Genomic DNA, 18,605 nt, shown 5'->3' on the forward strand with positions numbered 1-18,605 from the left:
CTGCTTAAATTATAATTAGATAAAATTATAACTACGATGATAAAGAGGAGTAGCCTTTTTCCAATTATAGAGAGCAGGCTCTAGGCTGGAAAGCTTGCATTGTGAAACTGGCGAAGGTAGCTTTTGAGTTTCTAAACTGAATTAATAGTAGGTTTAGACGGATAAACCCGTTAGAGATACAAAGAGCCATAATTTTTTATGGAATTAAGGTGGTACCGCGGCCCTTCGTCCTTATTTAGCAGAGGATGAAGGGCCTATTTTTTAAGGAGGGATATAAATGCGAGAAAATTTACAGAAGAATTATGATCCAAAAGATTTTGAAGAAAAATTATATAATTATTGGAATGATAATGGTTATTTTACACCAAAGGTTGATAAATCTAAGAAACCTTATACTATAATGATGCCACCTCCAAATGTTACAGGAACACTTCATATGGGACATGCTTTAAATAACACAATACAAGATATTTTGATTAGGTATAAAAGGATGCAAGGGTATGAAGCGTTGTGGCTACCTGGAACAGATCATGCAAGTATATCAACAGAAGCGAAAGTTGTTGAAAAATTAAAAAAAGAAGGCAAGACAAAGGAAGAACTTGGTAGAGAGAAGTTTTTAGAAGAAGCATGGGATTGGACAAGAATTTATGGTGGAAGAATCAAAAATCAACTTAAAAAATTAGGAGTTTCTTGTGACTGGTCAAGAGAAAGATTCACTTTGGATGAGCACATGAACAAAGCCGTAACTGAGATGTTTGTAAGGTTATATGAAAAAGGCTTAATTTATAGAGGAGATAGAATTATCAATTGGTGCCCAAGTTGTCATACAGCTATATCGGATGCAGAAGTAGAACATGAAGAAGCTCATGGGAATATGTATTATATAAAGTATCAGATTAAAGATACTGATGAAGCAATAGTTATTGCAACCACAAGGCCCGAAACAATGTTTGGAGATCTAGCTGTTGCTGTAAACCCAAATGATGACAGATATAAAGATTATGTAGGGAAGATTGCAATTCTACCATTATCAAACAGAGAAATCCCAGTTATTGCTGATGAATATGTCGAGATGGATTTTGGGACAGGAGCATTAAAAATCACCCCATCTCATGATCCAAATGATTTTGAAGTTGGTGAAAGACACGATTTGGGACATTTAATCGTATTAGATGAGGATGGCAGGATAAATGAAAATGGTGGTAAATATAAAGGACTTGATAGATTTGAAGCAAGAAAAAAAGTGGTAGAAGACCTTAAAGAATTAGGATATTTAGTCGATGTAAAAGAACATGATAATGCTGTAGGGCATTGCGAAAGATGCAAAACAATAATAGAACCTATCATATCTAAACAATGGTTTGTTAAAATGGAACCACTTGCTAAACCAGCAATAGAGGCATACAAGAATGGGGAATTAAATTTTATTCCAGATAGATTTGGGAAAGTATATCTTCATTGGTTAGAAAATATCAAAGATTGGTGTATTTCAAGACAACTATGGTGGGGACATAGATTGCCAGTATATTATTGCCAGAGCTGTGGAGAAATTGTCGTAAGTAGAGATGACATTGATCAATGTCCGATATGCAAAAGCTCAAATATAAATCAAGATACTGATACACTAGACACTTGGTTTTCATCAGGGCTATGGCCTTTTTCGACATTAGGATGGCCCGATGATACTCCTGATCTTGAGTACTTTTTCCCGACAGACACCTTGGTTACAGGTTATGACATAATATTTTTCTGGGTAATAAGAATGGTTGTAACAAGCTTAAGTGAGATGGGAGAAGTTCCGTTTAGAGATGTATTTTTAACAGGACTTGTCAGGGATTCTCAAGGAAGAAAAATGAGCAAATCACTCGGAAATGGTATAGATCCGTTAGAATTAATTGAGGAATATGGAGCTGATGCCTTAAGGTTTACACTAGTTACAGGGAACTCTCCTGGAAATGATATGAGGTTTTATACAGAAAGAGTAGAAGCAAATAGAAATTTTGCCAATAAATTATGGAATGCTTCTCGATTTTTGCTTATGAATTTAGAGGATGATTTTGAAAGTTTAAGAGAAGATGAGATGAAATTAGAAGATGAAGATAAGTGGATTCTAACCAAACTTAACGACATGATTCCTCAAGTTAATGATAATCTAGATAAATACGAATTAGGTTTAGCAGCTTCAAAAATATACGAGTTTTTGTGGGATGATTTTTGTGATTGGTATATTGAGATGGTAAAAACAAGATTATATGGTGAAGATGGTATAAGCAAAAAAACAGCTCAAACTGTACTTTTGTTGGTATTAAAAGACATCTTAAAATTGTTGCATCCATTTATGCCATTTATAACAGAAGAAATATGGCAGCATCTTCCTGAGATTGACAAACCTCTTATTATTGAAAATTGGCCTACTAAGAGCCAAGAGATGATTTTTCCTAAGGAAAAAGAAGAAATCGATTATGTAAAAGTCGCAATTAAAGCTATAAGAAACATAAGAGCAGAAATGAATGTATCAAATACAAAAAAATCTAAATTAATCTTTGTTCCAGATAATGATGAAATAAAAAATACAATAATTAAAAATTCAAGGAAATTTATAACTCTTGCGAGTGCAGAAGATATTGAAATAGCTGAAAATAAGACTGATTTTGGCATGGATTATGTATCTATAGTGCTAGAAAGATGCATTGTTTATATTCCGCTAAAAGATCTTATAGATGTGTCTAAAGAAATTGAAAGATTAAGGAAAGAAAAGCAAAAATTACAAGATGAAATAGATAGAGTAGACAATAAATTATCGAATATAGGTTTTATATCTAAAGCACCTAAACATATTATTGACGAAGAAAAAGAAAAGAAAGACAAATACAGTCAAATGTTAGATTCTGTTTTAGAAAGATTAAGTTTAATGGAAAGATTATTGGAGGCAAATAAATGAATTATGAGGAAGCTATAAATTTCATTGATGACAAAAATAAATATGGCTCAAGACTAGGATTGGATTCTATTAAAAAACTCTTGAGTTTACTCAATAATCCTCATCATAATTTAAAATATATCCATGTTGCAGGAACAAATGGAAAGGGTTCAACTTGTGCATATTTAACAAACTGCTTGATAGAAGCAGGCTATAAGACAGGGCTCTATACATCTCCACATCTAGAAAGATTTACGGAGCGAGTTCAAGTAAATGGAAAAGAAATAACAGAAGAAGAAGTAGCTATATTAACTGAAAAAGTAAAAATAGCATGTGATGAAATGGTCAGACTTGGTTTGGAGCATCCAACTACTTTTGAAATAATTACAGCTATAGGATTTTTGTATTTTTATGAAAAAAAAGTGGATATAGTAGTTTTAGAAGTTGGTCTAGGGGGGAAAGGAGATGCGACTAACGCAATAGAGTCCTCCCTCGCATCAGTTATAACAACCATATCATATGATCATATGGAAGTGTTAGGGGATACATTAGAAAAAATAGCAATTCAAAAGGCTGGGATAATAAAAAGGAATGGATTAGTAATCTCTTATCCTAAAGAAAAGGGAGTTCAGGATGCAATCAGGGCTGTCGCAAATGAAATGAATGCAAAATTTATAGAAGTACCAATTGAAAATGTAAATATAAAGCAGTTATCAGATGAAGGAAGTGTATTTGATTTTTCATACAAAACACATCACCTTGAAAACATAAAGACAAAAATGATCGGAGAACATCAAGTCTATAATGCTGTAACAGCAATAACAACATTGTTGACTCTGAAGGATAATAAATCGATTGAAATTTCATATCAAGACATAAAAAATGGAATTTTAAGAACAAATTGGCAAGGGAGAGTAGAACTTTTAAGAAGGAATCCTCAATTTTTGATTGATGGCGCACATAACTTAGAAGGAATAGAGTCATTAGTAAAATCCTTAAAAAATTTCAAGTTTAATAGATTGATATTAGGCATTGCTATTCTAAAAGATAAGGATTTTAGTCACATGCTTAAACTCTTAGTGCCTATGGCAGATATAATAATAGCTACTGAAGCTAAAACCGATAGAAAATTAGATGCAGAAAAGATGAAAGAGCAAATAGAAAACATATGGAATAAAGATCAAGTTATAGTGGAGAGGAATATTAATTCTGCAGTCAAGAGAGCATTAGAAATAGCTAGAGAGGATGACTTGATAATATTTACAGGTTCTCTTTATATGATAGGAGAAGTAAGAGATGCAGTTAAAACAACTTGATTTTAACTGCATTGACCATAATATCTTAAATCATATAAATAAATCAAGAATAGATTTATGAAAATATGCAGGATTTTTGTTCCATTTATCGCACAATAATTTGGCTTGATTTTCTGATGGAACACTTAAATATAAGCTAAATAAGATTTCATCTTTTTCAATTAACTTTAAGCTCACTTGAAATTCTCCATTTTCTTTATGGTAATAATCTGATGAGACTTCTTCTTTTATTTCGTCTCGCTTTTCTGGGATTTTGAAGATGCTCGACAGAGTATTTTTTTCTTTATCATTTAAGATATCAATTAAATAATCTAGAGCTTGAGAACCCTTATCAGTTATTTGGTATTTAATATTTTCATGACTTTCTATTTCATAAATGTATTCATTAACAAGTAGGTCCTTAATATGTTCTTGAATTAAAAAATAATTAATGTCAAATTTATCAATTAATATTTCCGTTAAACTAATATTGTCTATAGGGGCTGGAGATTCTTTTATTGTGAACATCAAAATTAACTTTTGCCTTACTACTTCCTGAGAACTTAGATTGTACATAACATCACCTATTAATTAGTATATATTGATTATATCATATACAAATTAAATTAGAATACCTATAGAAAAGGAGTGAAAAAATGGACACAAAGTTGATTATTGGTGTTATAATGTTTGTAATATTGTTTAGTATGCAATATACGCTAAACCTTATTCTTAAAGAATTAAGAGAAATAAAAGTAAATCATCAAAGAATATTAATAGAGTTAGAAAGGAGAGAAAAAATTGGAACAAACTAAGAAAGAAAGAGTATTATTTTCTAGAGATGAAATTGCTGAGAGAATCAAAGAAATGGGTATAGAAATAAGCAACTATTATAAAAATGATGAGATAGTAGTAATTTCTCTATTAAGAGGAAGTTTCATATTTGCTGCAGACATAGTTAGAGAAATAAAATCACCTGTTGAAGTTGACTTTATGACTACGGCTAGCTATGGAGACGCGGAAGAGTCATCGGGTAAAGTCGATATTATTCAAGATATAAGAGCAAACATCAAAGACAGGGACGTACTGATAGTTGATGATATAATAGATACTGGCAATACTTTATTAAAAGTAATAGAACATTTACAAAATAAATCTCCTAGATCCATTAAGATATGCGTTATGCTAGATAAACCAAGTAGAAGGAAAGTAGACTTGCAACCAGATTTTGCTGGGTTTGTAATTCCAGATGTTTTTATAGTAGGATATGGACTTAATTATGGAAATTACTACAGGAATATTCCATATATATTTACTTTTGAATAAACAAAAGGAGCGTGAAAATGGGAAATAGAAAAGCACCAACAATAAATGAAGCTAATCTGTTGTATTTGATTTTGGGGATTTTACTGTTAACAGTTGGAAGTGTAGTTCAACAAATTAATCTAAACGTAGGACTTTTAGTTACCGAATATATTTTAATACTAATTCCTGTAATACTTTTTTTGAGATTAAAAGGATATTCAGTAAAAAAAGTTTTACGTATAAAACCAATAAATATTAAAGAAGTTATATTCATTTTTTTTATTATTGTTTTTTCATATCCTATAGCAGTTTTTTTTAATTTCATCATAATTACAATTATAGATTTATTTAGTGATGTAACTAATGTTGGGGTACCAATACCTACTACTATTAATGAATTTTTGATAAGTTTATTCGTTATAGGAATTACTCCTGGCATATGCGAAGAGGTTTTTTTAGAGGCTTGATGCTTAATTCATATGAAAAATTAGGCAAAAACAAAGCAATAATTATAACTTCGTTATTGTTTGGGTTGTTCCATTTTAATATATTTAATTTAGTTGGGCCGGTTTTTCTTGGGATAATACTTGGAATTATATATTTTAAAACTAACAGTATATTCGGAGCTATGCTTGGTCATGCAATAAATAATTCTATAGCTTTAACACTAGGTTTTCTTGCAACTACTAGATTTAATGAAATAGAAGACATAGTTACAAACACCCCAAATATAAGCCAAACTCAAGAAATATTATATGCTTTTATGACTCTGTTTATTTTATCGCTGATATCGACAGCTATATTAGTTCAGTTATTTAAAAATTTTCCTAAGAAGGAAAATATAGTAGAGGAAGACGAATTATTAGAATTAAATATCGATGGAGATATGGACACAATAGAAAAAATAAATTGGGCTCCTATAACAATAGTTATATTGATATTTATATTTATTAACTCTATGCTATTCATAATATTTTAAAAGAAAGGCATGATACACATTTTGAACACATACGAAAAATTTGCATTCATCTATGATGAATTGATTGACGATATTGATTATGAAAAATGGGGTAATTTTATTAATAAAATCATATTAGATCATGGAAAGAAAGTAAAATCAATCCTTGAAATTGCATGTGGAACCGGTAAATTAACATTACAACTATCGAAAATATGTCAGGAAATAGATGCCTTTGATATTTCATCTGATATGCTGTCTATTGCATATAACAAATTTCAAGACAATGATTATGTAAATTTTTATAACTTAGATATGGTAGATTTTGATTTTAATAAAGAATATGATTTGATAATTTGTGGATGTGATAGCATTAATTATATTTTGGATACTGATGATTTGGATAAGGTATTTTCAAATGTTAGAAAGCATTTGAAAGATGATGGGCTCTTCATTTTTGATATAAATTCTTATGAAAAGATTGCAAATATGATAGGAAACAATATTTTTTATGAAGACAGAGGGGATATATTTTATTTATGGGATAGTTCATTTGATAAAAACAATGATATATGCGACTATTTTTTAACTTTCTTTATATTAAAAGGGAACAATTCATATGAAAAATTTCAAGAAAATCATACGCAAAGAGCATATAAAACAGACTTTATTTGTGAGAAATTGGTTAACAATGGATTTGACAGGGTATACATATATGATGATTATACTTTTAAGAAAATTGATAAAGATACCCAAAGGGTAACTTTTGTAGCAAGTATAAGCAACGCAAAGGAGTGAAATGAATGAAAGACTATTTAATTAGAGCTATAGATAAAGAAAAGAGAGTAAGAATTTATGTGGCAACAACTACCCATTTAGTTGAGCATGCTAGAAAAATTCATGGGACTTCTCCGACTGCAACAGCTGCTTTAGGGAGGGCTTTGACTGCTGGAGCGATAATGGGTACAATGATGAAAAATGATAAAGACTTGTTAACTTTAAAAATATCAGGCGGTGGACCATTAGGAGACATAGTAATAGTTTCTAGAAATAATGGGACAGTCAAAGGGCTTGTTGGAAACCCTAAAGCAGATGCGCCAAGCAAAAATAATGGGAAGTTAGATGTTGGCAGTATAGTTGGAAATGATGGGGTAATAACGGTGATTATAGATATGGGCTTAAAAGAGCCATACGTTGGTCAAGCTGAAATCATTTCGGGAGAAATTGCTGAGGATATTGCTAACTATTACATGAGTTCAGAGCAAATACCAACAGCTGTTGCGTTAGGTGTTCTAATTGACAGAGACACTTCTGTAAAAGCATCTGGAGGATATATATTGCAACTTCTACCAGGAATAAAAGACGATGAAATAACAATGATTGAAAACAGTTTAAGAAATATCAAACCTATATCAACACTTATTGATGAAGGTTCAAGTCCTGAAGATATAGTTAAAGATATATTGCCTGAGTTCGAGATGGAAATAATAGATAAAATAGAATTACAATATAAATGCGATTGCAGTAGAGAAAAGATAGAGTCTATGCTAGTTAGCTTAGGGAAAAAAGAGATAGAAGATATAATAAATGAAGATGGGAAAGCGGAGGTAGTTTGTCACTTTTGCAATACAAAATATAATTTCAATAAGTCCGAATTGGAGAAAATACTATTGACAATCAATAAATAATCCTGTATACTTTCATTTGTGATTTGGTTAAGATAACCTTTATAAATCTTAACTATCTTGCGGGAGTGGCTCAGTGGTAGAGCATCGCCTTGCCAAGGCGAGGGTCGCGAGTTCGAATCTCGTCTTCCGCTCCATAAGGCGGCATAGCCAAGCGGTAAGGCACAGGTCTGCAAAACCTTGATTCCCCGGTTCAAATCCGGGTGCCGCCTCCAATACTGCAAATTATTACCTTCTGACATTTTCAGAAGGTTTTTTTTATAAAATTCAAGGAGAACAAAGTTGAAATCGTCATTTATTCCCGATGGAGTTGCTAATTTAGCAATAATAAATAAAAATATAAATAAGAATATTGAACTCAATTTAAAGAAATACTTTAAATACATAATCTACACGCATTCAAACGATAAAATCCTTGATTCATTAGCAGATCATGTTGACATGTCTATGCATCCGATTGAAAAAAATGTTCTTGTAGTATCACCAAATTTATATTCAAATTATAAGCACTTAGAAAAATTTGGATTAAAGATAATTAAGGGAAATACTGAATTATCTAATAAATATCCAAACGATATATGCTATAATTGTTTAAACTTAGGTGATTACTTCATTCATAATATTAAATATACAGATAATAATATATTAGACTATTATTCATACAAAGGGATTAAGGGAATAAATGTAAAGCAAGGATATACTAAGTGTTCAGTTTTGATAGTTGATGACAATCATTTTGTAACTTCAGATAAATTTATTTCAAAACAACTTAAAAATATTGGAAAAGAAGTTCTATTAATAAACCAGGGCTTCATAGAGCTTAAGGGTATGAACTATGGAATGATAGGGGGTTGTGGTGGAAATTATTCACCTAAAGATATCATTCTAACAGGAAGACTGTTTAATCATCCTGATTGTCAAAGGATCATAACATTTATAGAAAATGCTGGTGTAAACATTCATTATTTATCAGACGATCCGATCGAAGATGTGGGAAGTATATTTTGTTTCAAAGTTTAAATAAAGGAGTGGGAAAATGGCGGATAAAAAAGTGAACCCAAGCATATTACCAGGTTTTATGGAATTGCTTCCAAATGAACAAATTTTATTCAACAACATGATAGAAAAGGTAAAGGATAGTTATGAAAGGTACGGATTTTTACCAATAGATACACCTGTGATTGAAAAATCAGAAGTTTTACTGGCAAAGGGTGGTGGAGAAACTGAAAAACAAATCTACAAAGTAGTAAAAGGAGATACAGATATGTCGTTAAGATTTGATTTAACTGTTCCTTTGGCCAGATATGTAGCAATGCACTTTCATGAGTTGTCTTTTCCATTTAGGAGATATCATATTGCAAAAGTATATAGGGGAGAAAAGAATCAGAAAGGAAGATTTCGAGAATTCTATCAAGCAGATATTGACATAATCGGAAATGGAGAATTAAGTATTTTAAATGATGCTGAAATACCTTCAGTGATATATACTACATTTAAGGAACTGGGATTTGAGAACTTCACGATAAAGATTAATAACAGAAAATTATTACAAGGGTTTTTTGAGAATTTAAACATAAATAATTATCAAGAAGTTCTTAGAATAGTAGATAAGCTAGAAAAGATTGGAATAGAAAATGTAAGAAAAGAGTTGCTTGAGATAGGAATAAATCAAGAAAAATATGAAAAAATTAGAGATTTCATTATGTTTGAAGGGGATAATCTCTCTACCCTTAGTTTTCTTAAAGAGCTTAAGATAGAAAATGTAACTTTTTCTGATGGTTTGAAGGAACTTGAAACTGTTTGTTATTATATTGAAAAATTTGGAGTTCCTAAGAATAACTTTAAAATAGATTTAACAATAGCCCGAGGGCTTGATTATTATACTGGCACAGTTTATGAGACTTTTTTAAATGATTATCCTAAGATAGGGAGCATATGTTCAGGAGGCCGCTATGATAATTTAAGCGAGTTCTATACAAACCAGAAGTTGCCAGGAGTTGGAATATCTATAGGATTAACAAGATTGTTTTATCAACTAAGAGAAGCAGGAATTATATCTGCTGATAACGAGAAACTGATTAAAGCATTAGTTATTCCGATGGATGATTATTTAGACCAAAGTATTGAAATTTCTAATTTATTAAGGAAAAATGATATATCTACTCAAATATATTTAGAAAATGCTAAGATGAGCAAAAAATTAAATTATGCCAATAAAATTAATGTCCCTTATGTGATTATTGTTGGAGAGGATGAAGTGAATAGTAATATTTATACTGTAAAAAACATGAAAACAGGGGAGCAAACAAAAATGACTATAGATGATATAATTTTAGAGCTATCATCTAGAAATTGAATTTTAAGTTGACAATTTATAATGTTATTTAGAATATATTTATTTATAATTATGCATAAAATACTAATAAATAAAATACTAATAAAATATTAATTAGATAAAACACTAGAAAAAATTCAATATAGATATTTAAGTTATTGACTATAATATAATAATTTGATATTATTTATCTAAATTAAATAGAGAAGCAATGAAGGGAAGAGTAGATTGATAAAATCAAGCCAAGAGAGAGAAACAATAGCTGGAAGTTTCTCCTTGATTTACAATTGAAAACCACCCCTGAGCTAACCTTTGAAAAGGATTCGCTAAATGCGTTATTTTAAATGAGTAAAAAATAGGGTGGAACCACGGTCTCTCGTCCCTACAGTAATGTAGGTATGGGAGACTATTTTTATAGGAGGGATTAATATGATAAAAGTTACTTTGCCTGATGGTAGCATAAGAGAATACAACAAAGGTGTTGAAATTTTAACCGTCGTAGAAGACATATCTAAATCGTTAGCTAGAGAGGCTTTAGGAGCTGTAGTAAATGGTAGAATTATGGGATTACAGGAAAAATTAAATGAGGATTGTGACTTTAGAGTAGTAAAATTTGATGATCCTGAAGGAAAGAAGATATTCTGGCATACTTCATCTCACATCATGGCATTTGCAATCCAAAGGCTTTTTCCAGATGTCAAATTTGCGATTGGGCCAGCTGTTGAAAATGGATTTTATTATGACTTAGACACTGAACATAGATTTGCACCAGAAGATTTAGAAAAAATAGAAGAAGAAATGAAAAAAATCATATCTGAGGGCTATAAGCTTGAAAGGTATGAAATGCCAAGAGATGAGGCACTCAAGTTCTTTAAAGAAAAGAATGAGATTTACAAAATCGAACTGATAGAAAATTTACCAGAAGATGAAATAATTTCATTTTACAAATTAGGGGATTTCATAGATTTGTGTGCAGGACCTCATCTTTACGATGTTAAAAAAGTTAAAGCGATAAAACTAATGAGCATAGCTGGAGCTTATTGGCGTGGTGATGAAAAAAACAAAATGCTTCAAAGAATCTATGGAATAAGCTTTGAAAAGAAAAAAGATTTAGATGAATATTTAAATAGATTGGAAGAAGCGAAAAAAAGAGATCATAGGAAACTCGGAAAAGAACTCGATTTATTTACTATGCATGATGAAGGTCCTGGATTTCCATTCTTTCATCCTAATGGAATGATAATTAGAAATGAACTTGAGAACTTTTGGAGGAAGGAACATACTAAGAGAGGATATGGAGAAATTAAGACTCCTTTGATTTTAAATGAGCAATTATGGCATCAATCTGGGCATTGGGATCATTATAAAGAGAATATGTATTTTACTACGATAGATGAAGAAAATTTCGCAATAAAACCTATGAATTGTCCTGGCTCTATATTGATTTACAAATCAAAGATGTACAGTTATAGGGATTTTCCGTTGCGATTGGCTGAATTGGGATTAGTACACAGACATGAGCTTTCAGGAGCATTACATGGGTTGATGAGAGTAAGAAGTTTCACTCAAGACGATGCCCACATATATGCACTTCCTTCACAAGTTAAAGATGAATTAAAGGGTATAATAGAATTAGCAGACTATGTATATAATATCTTTGGTTTTAAATATAAAATTGAGCTATCAACACGACCAGAAAATTCTATGGGAACAGATGAACAGTGGGAATTAGCTACTAACAGTCTTATAGAAGCATTAGAAGAGAAGGGAATAAAATACCGTATTAATGAAGGCGATGGAGCTTTTTATGGACCTAAGATAGATTTTCATCTTGAAGATGCGATAGGTAGAACTTGGCAATGTGGAACAATACAGTTAGATTTTCAAATGCCTGAAAGATTTGATCTGACATATATTGACAGTGATAATGAAAAGAAGAGACCAGTTATGATTCATAGGACAATCCTTGGAAGTATGGAAAGATTTATGGGGATTTTAATTGAACACTATGCTGGGAAATTTCCTCTTTGGTTATCTCCAATTCAAGCAAAAGTATTACCTATATCTGATAAATTTAATGAGTATGGGTATAAAATAAAAGAAACATTAGAAAACAGAGGTATTAGAGTCGAAATAGATGATAGAGCAGAAAAAATAGGATATAAAATTAGAGAAGCTCAAGTTATGAAAATACCATATATGCTTGTTATTGGAGAAAAGGAAGTAGAAAATGAATTGGTTTCAGTCAGGAAGAGAGATTTAGGGGACATAGGGCAAATGAGCCTTAATGATTTTTTAAATATTGCAGATGATGAAATAAAAAACAAAAAATAGTTACCCAGGAGGGATAATATGGATTTTGACAAAGAAATAATGGCATTGAAAGAGGAACTTGTTAAATCTACTCAAGAAGTTATTAGAATTAAATCCGTTGAAGGCATATCGCAACCTGGGATGCCATTTGGAAAGGGCCCTTATGATGCACTTTGTTATGTCTTGGAGCTTGGTGAGAAATTAGGATTTAAGCCAAAAAATTTAGATGGATATGCAGGACATCTTGATTTTGGCGAAGGGGATGAAGTGGTTGGCGTTTTAGGACATCTTGATGTAGTACCAGAAGGTGAAGGATGGACATATCCACCATTTGATGGACATATTCAAGATGATAGGATTTATGGTAGAGGAGCTATTGATGATAAAGGTCCAGTAATCGCTGCATTATATGCAATGAAGGCGATTAAAGAAAGTGGTGTAAGATTAAATAAAAAAATAAGGCTTATACTAGGAACTAATGAAGAAACTGGATGGGGCTGCATGAAACATTATTTTGCTAATGAGAATCCCCCAAATATGGCTTTTACACCTGATGCAGAATTTCCGGTAATTCATGGAGAAAAAGGCATAATAGTCTTCGATTTAGTATATAAGCTTGAGTCAATTTATAATGATAGTTTCACCCTTTTAAGTTTAGAAGGTGGAAATGCAGCTAACATGGTACCTGATTATGCTCAAGCAGTTATAAAAGTAAATGAAATAGATAGGGCAATAGATGGCTTAAGAAGATATGCAAATGAAAAAGGATACCAGGCTGATATTAAAGAAGAAAATGGGAATTTAAAGATATCAATTAGAGGAAAATCTGCTCATGGCAGTACGCCTGAAAAAGGGGAGAATGCAATCACATATCTTATCGATACATTGCACTCTTATTTTAAAGGAGATATATCATTTTTTAAATTCCTCGATTGGTATGATAAATCATTAGCATTTAAATTCAATGGTGAAAACTTTGGATGTGAATTTCAAGATGACATATCGGGCAAGTTAAATTTAAATGTTGGCGTTATAAAATTTGTAGAGAATAAAATAATAATTTCCATAAATATAAGATATCCAATTTCATATAAAAGAGAAGATATTTATAAAAGCATTAAAGAAAATCTCAAAGATTTACCAATAGATATCATTGAAGGAAAAGCTGACAAAGATCCACTTTATGTGCCTAAAGATGATAAACTTGTAAAGACACTAATGCGAGTATACCAAGCACAAACTGGTGATTATAAATCTGAGCCACTAGTAATTGGTGGTGGAACTTATGCTAGAGCTATGAAAAATGCTGTTGCTTTTGGACCTGTATTTCCGGGACAAGAGGAGTTAGCACATCAAAAAGATGAATTCATTTCTATTGAGAATCTTGAAAAACTAACAAAAATATATGCACAAGCATTATATGAGTTAGCAAAATAAATTTGACAAAAATTAATATTTACATTATAATAGGCTGGTAATTTAATATAATTTATTTTATTTAAGTAGAAGTTTCCGCTTCTCACCTTATAGTTATTGTACTGATAAGGTTATACGAAAAAGGCATGGTATATTATACTTTTTTGGGTATTAAGCGGACACTTTTGTGTCCGCTAAATTTTTATGGGGGTGTAGGATTATAAAAGAACTTCAAATCAATGAAGAAATTAGAGAAAAGGAAGTAAGATTAATTGATGTTGATGGGACTCAGCTCGGAATAGTTCCAATAAAGAAAGCTCTTGAGATTGCAAATGAGAGAAGACTTGATTTAGTTAATGTTGCTCCGACAGCAAATCCACCAGTTTGTAGGATTTTAGATTATGGCAAATACAAGTATGAATTGACTAAGAAAGAAAAAGAAGCTAGAAAGAATCAAAAGATAATAAACGTTAAAGAAATTCGTTTAACGCCTAATATTGAAGAACACGATTTGCAAGTAAAAGCAAACCGAGCTATTGAGTTTCTTAAAGATGGGGACAAAGTAAAAGTAACAGTCAGATTTAAAGGTAGAGAAATGGGACGTACTGATATTGGAGAAGAAGTATTAAAAGATTTTATCAGTAGAGTTGAAGAATTCGGTAAACCAGAAAAAGAAGCTAAGTTAGAAGGGAAGAATTTGGTTGTAATTTTATCACCAAAAGCATAATAAAGGGAGGAAAAGCAATTGAGAAAAATGAAAACACATAGAGGATCAGCAAAAAGGTTTAAAAGAACAGCTACAGGAGAATTAAAAAGATATAAAGCATATAAAAGCCATAAGACTGGCAAAAAGACATCAAAAAGAGTAAGAAACTTAAGAAAAAGCACATTGGTAAGCGCTAGTGATAAAAGAAGAATTAATTCAATGTTACCAAATTAATTTAAACGTAATTAGGAGGAGAATATAATGGCAAGAGTAAAAAGAGGAGTAAATGCAAAGAAGAGACATAAAAAAGTTTTAAAACAAGCAAAAGGTTATTATGGTGCAAAAAGCAAACTGTTTAGGCCTGCTAATCAAGCAGTGATGAAATCATTAAATTATTCATATATCGGCAGAAAACAAAGGAAGAGAGAATTTAGAAAACTTTGGATTGCCAGAATAAATGCTGCATCTAGACAAAATGGCCTAAGTTACAGTAAATTTATAAATGGATTGAAGAAAGCTAATATTGAAGTAAATAGAAAAATGCTTTCTGAAATGGCTATTAATGATGCTGAAGGATTTGCAAAATTAGTAGAAATAGCTAAAAACGCTTAATGCATAAGTTCCGGAAAAGGAACTTTTTTGCATTATATGCATTATCGGAGGACTTTATGGAAACTGTTAAACGCAATTTATTGACTAGATTTAAACTTAATCCACCTCGTTCATTGGCGCTGGGTTTTATGCTGTTGATAGTGATTGGAGCATTCCTTTTGAATCTTCCTATAGCTTCACAAGATGGTAAGAGCATAGGCATTATAGATGCTTTATTTACTTCTGCATCAGCAGTATGCGTAACTGGTCTAGTAGTAGTTAATACTGCTACACATTGGACATCGTTCGGACAAGTGGTTATTTTATTATTAATACAAATAGGTGGTCTTGGGATAATGACAATGGCTACCATTGTAGCAATAATTTCTGGAAGAAAAATTTCTTTTAAAGAAAGATTAGTAATAAAAGAACAATTAAATCAGGAAACATTATCAGGACTTGTCAAGCTTACAAAGTATGTAATTTATTTGACTTTGGCTATTGAAGCATTCGGAGCTATCATTTTATCAACGAGGTTCATTCCACAATATGGATTGAAAGAAGGGATTTGGTTTTCTATCTTTCATTCAATCTCAGCATTTTGTAATGCTGGGTTTGATATTACTGGTAATAGTTTTATTGATTACAACAATTCAGCCATTTTTATTCTAACAATTTCATCATTGATTGTTTTGGGTGGGTTAGGATTTGGAGTAATTTTAGATGTAGTCAGAAATAGAAGTTGGAAAAAATTATCTCTACATTCAAAATTGGTTATTTCTTTTACTGTATTTTTAATAGTAACTGGCAGCATTATATTTTACTTATTAGAGTCAAATAATCCTCTGACAATGCAAGATTTCACATTAAAAGAAAAGATATTAGCATCTATGTTTTCTTCTATTACACCACGTACAGCTGGATTTAATACCATAGACACTTCAGCATTAAGACAAAGCAGCTCCCTATTTACTATAATATTAATGTTTATTGGAGGATCCCCTGGGTCTACTGCTGGAGGAGTAAAAACTGTAACAATGGGAGTGCTTATTATATCTACAATTAGTATAATTCGTGGTGAAAGAGATGTAGAGGTGTTTAAAAGAAGAATACCATACGAAACTATTTTTAAATCTATAGCAATAATAATAATAGGAATGACAATTGTTTTTTTTGTCACATTCATCTTAACTTTAACTGAAGATCAAGAATTTTTAAACTTACTTTTTGAAACAACTTCTGCTTTTGGTACTGTAGGACTATCCAGAGGAATAACCTCAGAATTAAGCCGTTCGGGCAAAATCATATTAACTATGACAATGTATGCTGGTAGAGTTGGTCCTTTAACTTTAGCTTTTGCAGTTGGATATAAAGAAGAACACAAAAGATATAGATACGCAGAAGGTAATATTACGGTAGGATAGAGGAGGATATAATGAAATCATTTGTTGTTGTGGGATGCGGAAGATTTGGCTCAGCTGTTGCAGAAACATTGTATAATTTAGGTAATGAAGTATTGGCAATAGATGGCAACGAGGAAGTTATAGAGGAGATTTCAGGGCATGTAACCCATGCGGTTCAAGCGGATGTTATGGATGAAAATGTCATGAAAGAATTGGGTATAAGAAATTTTGATGTTGGAATTATAAGCATAGCTTCCAACTTAGAGGCTTCTGTCTTAGCTACTTTGATAGTTAAAGAATTAGGGGTAAAAAAAGTTGTTGCTAAAGCTCAATCAGATATTCATGGAAAAGTTCTCAAAAAAATAGGGGCGGATAAAGTAATTTTTCCTGAAAGAGACATGGGAGTTAGAGTTGCTCATAATTTATCGTCTAAGGGCATTATAGATTTTATAGAATTATCACCTGAATATAGCATTATGGAAATTCAGTCTATAAAACAATGGGCAGGAAAGAGTTTGTCACAGTTGAGACTTAGAAATAAATATGGAATCAATGTAATGGCTATTAAGAGAGGAACAGAAATTAATGTTTCACCAGGGCCAGATGATGTAATATGCGATGGTGATGTTTTATTAGCTTTAGGTAGCATATCTGATATGGCTAGGATAGAGGAGAAGGCAAGTGAATAAGTTTATAGAAATTTCATCTAGAGATAATAAATTAGTGAAATTTGTGCATAGTCTAGAAAAAAAATCAAATAGATGGGATAAGAAGTCATTTGTGATTGAAGGAGAGAAACTTTTAATAGAAGCGATAAAGACAAATCAAAAGATAGAATTTATTATGCTTTCAGAAAAGGTCTATTCAAGTGATAGATTTAATGAAATCATTGAAACAGTTAAAGATAATGTAAATTTCTATATTTTAGAACATAAGCTATTTCAGACTATTAGCAACTTAGAAAATTCTCAAGGGATTCTAGCCGTTGTATCTTTTAATGTTAAAGAATTGAAAGATATTAGCATCAGAAACATTATTTTTTATTCTGATGGAATTCAAGATCCTGGAAATTTAGGGACTATAATTAGATCAATTGATGCATTTGGGTTGGGTGGTATTATTATTGGAGAAAACACTGTAGATCCATACAATCCAAAAGTAGTTAGAGCAACTATGGGATCCATTTTCAGGGTTCCTATTTTTTTAAACAGAAATGGAATAAATGGTTTAAGTTATTTACAAGAAAAGGGTTTTAGAATTTTAAGTACAGTTCCAAAAGAAGGAATTCACATAAATGAATTTGATTTCAAAACAGGAGATTGTATAGTAATTGGAAATGAGGGCAATGGAGTTTCTGAAGAAATAAAACTTTTAGCATCAGATCACTTGATGATAAACATGAAAGGTAATGCTGAATCTCTAAATGCAAGTATTGCAGCTGCAATTATTATGTATGAAATATCTACTAAAGTATAATTTATATGGTATAATAAATAGAAAGAATTTTTCCTATTTGACTAATATCAACGAAAGGAGCAAATGATGGAGAAAAAGCTCAATAATCTATTAAAATCAGCAATAGAAGAAATTGAACAAGTGAATGATTTAGATGAATTAGAAAAAATAAGAATTAAATATCTTGGTAAGAAAGGCCAGTTAACACTTATTTTGAGAGAAA

At 31.1% G+C, this 18,605-nt stretch carries 19 protein-coding genes, 2 tRNA genes, 1 pseudogene and 2 other annotated features; of the genes and pseudogenes, 21 read left to right on the plus strand and 1 reads right to left on the minus strand.

From position 1 onward, the window contains the following. Positions 1-27 precede the first annotated feature (27 nt). Positions 28-236, plus strand: a binding site (T-box leader). A 41-nt stretch (positions 237-277) separates the two neighbouring features. Both ACTB1H_RS02220 and ACTB1H_RS02225 read left to right on the plus strand, forming a co-directional pair. After that, positions 278-2,941, plus strand: a complete 2,664-nt coding sequence (locus tag ACTB1H_RS02220; protein ID WP_463261211.1) for a valine--tRNA ligase — start codon at positions 278-280, stop codon at positions 2,939-2,941. Continuing rightward, positions 2,938-4,236 carry a bifunctional folylpolyglutamate synthase/dihydrofolate synthase gene (locus tag ACTB1H_RS02225; RefSeq protein WP_463261212.1) on the plus strand — a complete coding sequence of 433 codons (1,299 nt, stop codon included), beginning with the start codon at positions 2,938-2,940 and terminating at the stop codon, positions 4,234-4,236. The genes ACTB1H_RS02220 and ACTB1H_RS02225 overlap by 4 nt, the downstream gene beginning before the upstream one ends. A 30-nt stretch (positions 4,237-4,266) precedes the next feature. On the opposite strand, the gene ACTB1H_RS02230 is transcribed toward ACTB1H_RS02225, so the two are convergent. Next, positions 4,267-4,791, minus strand: a complete 525-nt coding sequence (locus tag ACTB1H_RS02230; protein ID WP_463261213.1) for a DUF4364 family protein — start codon at positions 4,789-4,791, stop codon at positions 4,267-4,269. An 80-nt stretch (positions 4,792-4,871) separates the two neighbouring features. On the opposite strand from ACTB1H_RS02230, the gene ACTB1H_RS02235 reads away from it, so the two are divergent. The 19 genes and pseudogenes from ACTB1H_RS02235 to pheS all read left to right on the plus strand — a co-directional run. Further along, a complete protein-coding gene (locus ACTB1H_RS02235; RefSeq protein WP_463261214.1) occupies positions 4,872-5,030 on the plus strand; it encodes a hypothetical protein in 159 nt (52 codons plus the stop codon). Continuing rightward, a complete protein-coding gene (hpt, locus tag ACTB1H_RS02240; RefSeq protein ID WP_463261215.1) occupies positions 5,017-5,541 on the plus strand; it encodes a hypoxanthine phosphoribosyltransferase in 525 nt (174 codons plus the stop codon). Before ACTB1H_RS02235 ends, hpt begins: the two co-directional genes overlap by 14 nt. Positions 5,542-5,558: 17 nt before the next feature. Then, complete coding sequence (locus ACTB1H_RS02245) at positions 5,559-5,987, plus strand: hypothetical protein (RefSeq protein ID WP_463261216.1); 429 nt, start codon at positions 5,559-5,561, stop codon at positions 5,985-5,987. Beyond that, a complete protein-coding gene (locus tag ACTB1H_RS02250; RefSeq protein WP_463261218.1) occupies positions 5,987-6,499 on the plus strand; it encodes a lysostaphin resistance A-like protein in 513 nt (170 codons plus the stop codon). Before ACTB1H_RS02245 ends, ACTB1H_RS02250 begins: the two co-directional genes overlap by 1 nt. Positions 6,500-6,520: 21 nt before the next feature. Next, complete coding sequence (locus ACTB1H_RS02255; RefSeq protein ID WP_463261219.1) at positions 6,521-7,276, plus strand: class I SAM-dependent DNA methyltransferase; 756 nt, start codon at positions 6,521-6,523, stop codon at positions 7,274-7,276. 5 nt (positions 7,277-7,281) lie between these two features. After that, complete coding sequence (gene hslO, locus ACTB1H_RS02260) at positions 7,282-8,166, plus strand: Hsp33 family molecular chaperone HslO (protein WP_463261220.1); 885 nt, start codon at positions 7,282-7,284, stop codon at positions 8,164-8,166. Positions 8,167-8,225: 59 nt separating this feature from the next. Next, positions 8,226-8,300: transfer RNA gene (locus tag ACTB1H_RS02265), tRNA-Gly, on the plus strand. A gap of 3 nt (positions 8,301-8,303) precedes the next feature. After that, positions 8,304-8,378, plus strand: a tRNA-Cys gene (locus ACTB1H_RS02270). Between the two features lie 67 nt (positions 8,379-8,445). Further along, a complete protein-coding gene (locus tag ACTB1H_RS02275; protein WP_463261221.1) occupies positions 8,446-9,183 on the plus strand; it encodes a DUF6873 family GME fold protein in 738 nt (245 codons plus the stop codon). A gap of 16 nt (positions 9,184-9,199) precedes the next feature. After that, positions 9,200-10,519, plus strand: coding sequence for a histidine--tRNA ligase (gene hisS / locus ACTB1H_RS02280; protein ID WP_463261222.1), 1,320 nt, complete (start codon positions 9,200-9,202; stop codon positions 10,517-10,519). Positions 10,520-10,700: 181 nt separating this feature from the next. After that, positions 10,701-10,885: a binding site (T-box leader), on the plus strand. 42 nt (positions 10,886-10,927) lie between these two features. Then, positions 10,928-12,832, plus strand: a complete 1,905-nt coding sequence (gene thrS / locus ACTB1H_RS02285) for a threonine--tRNA ligase (RefSeq protein ID WP_463261223.1) — start codon at positions 10,928-10,930, stop codon at positions 12,830-12,832. Positions 12,833-12,850: 18 nt separating this feature from the next. Then, entirely contained in the window at positions 12,851-14,248 is a 1,398-nt protein-coding gene (pepV, locus tag ACTB1H_RS02290) for a dipeptidase PepV (protein ID WP_463261224.1), read from the plus strand. A gap of 166 nt (positions 14,249-14,414) precedes the next feature. Next, on the plus strand, positions 14,415-14,954 hold the full coding sequence (gene infC, locus ACTB1H_RS02295) for a translation initiation factor IF-3 (protein WP_463261225.1): 540 nt from the start codon (positions 14,415-14,417) through the stop codon (positions 14,952-14,954). A gap of 18 nt (positions 14,955-14,972) precedes the next feature. Beyond that, positions 14,973-15,167, plus strand: a complete 195-nt coding sequence (gene rpmI / locus ACTB1H_RS02300) for a 50S ribosomal protein L35 (RefSeq protein WP_463261226.1) — start codon at positions 14,973-14,975, stop codon at positions 15,165-15,167. Between the two features lie 27 nt (positions 15,168-15,194). After that, positions 15,195-15,545: a 50S ribosomal protein L20 gene (rplT, locus tag ACTB1H_RS02305; RefSeq protein WP_135271045.1), complete on the plus strand. Its 351-nt coding sequence runs from the start codon at positions 15,195-15,197 to the stop codon at positions 15,543-15,545. A 56-nt stretch (positions 15,546-15,601) separates the two neighbouring features. Next, positions 15,602-16,948, plus strand: coding sequence for a TrkH family potassium uptake protein (locus ACTB1H_RS02310; protein WP_463261227.1), 1,347 nt, complete (start codon positions 15,602-15,604; stop codon positions 16,946-16,948). An 11-nt stretch (positions 16,949-16,959) separates the two neighbouring features. Further along, on the plus strand, positions 16,960-17,616 hold the full coding sequence (locus ACTB1H_RS02315) for a potassium channel family protein (protein ID WP_463261228.1): 657 nt from the start codon (positions 16,960-16,962) through the stop codon (positions 17,614-17,616). Continuing rightward, positions 17,609-18,403, plus strand: coding sequence for a TrmH family RNA methyltransferase (locus tag ACTB1H_RS02320; RefSeq protein ID WP_463261229.1), 795 nt, complete (start codon positions 17,609-17,611; stop codon positions 18,401-18,403). Before ACTB1H_RS02315 ends, ACTB1H_RS02320 begins: the two co-directional genes overlap by 8 nt. A 66-nt stretch (positions 18,404-18,469) precedes the next feature. Then, positions 18,470-18,605, plus strand: a pseudogene (pheS, locus tag ACTB1H_RS02325) (phenylalanine--tRNA ligase subunit alpha); the annotation flags it as partial.

This window comes from Soehngenia sp., assembly GCF_055108775.1.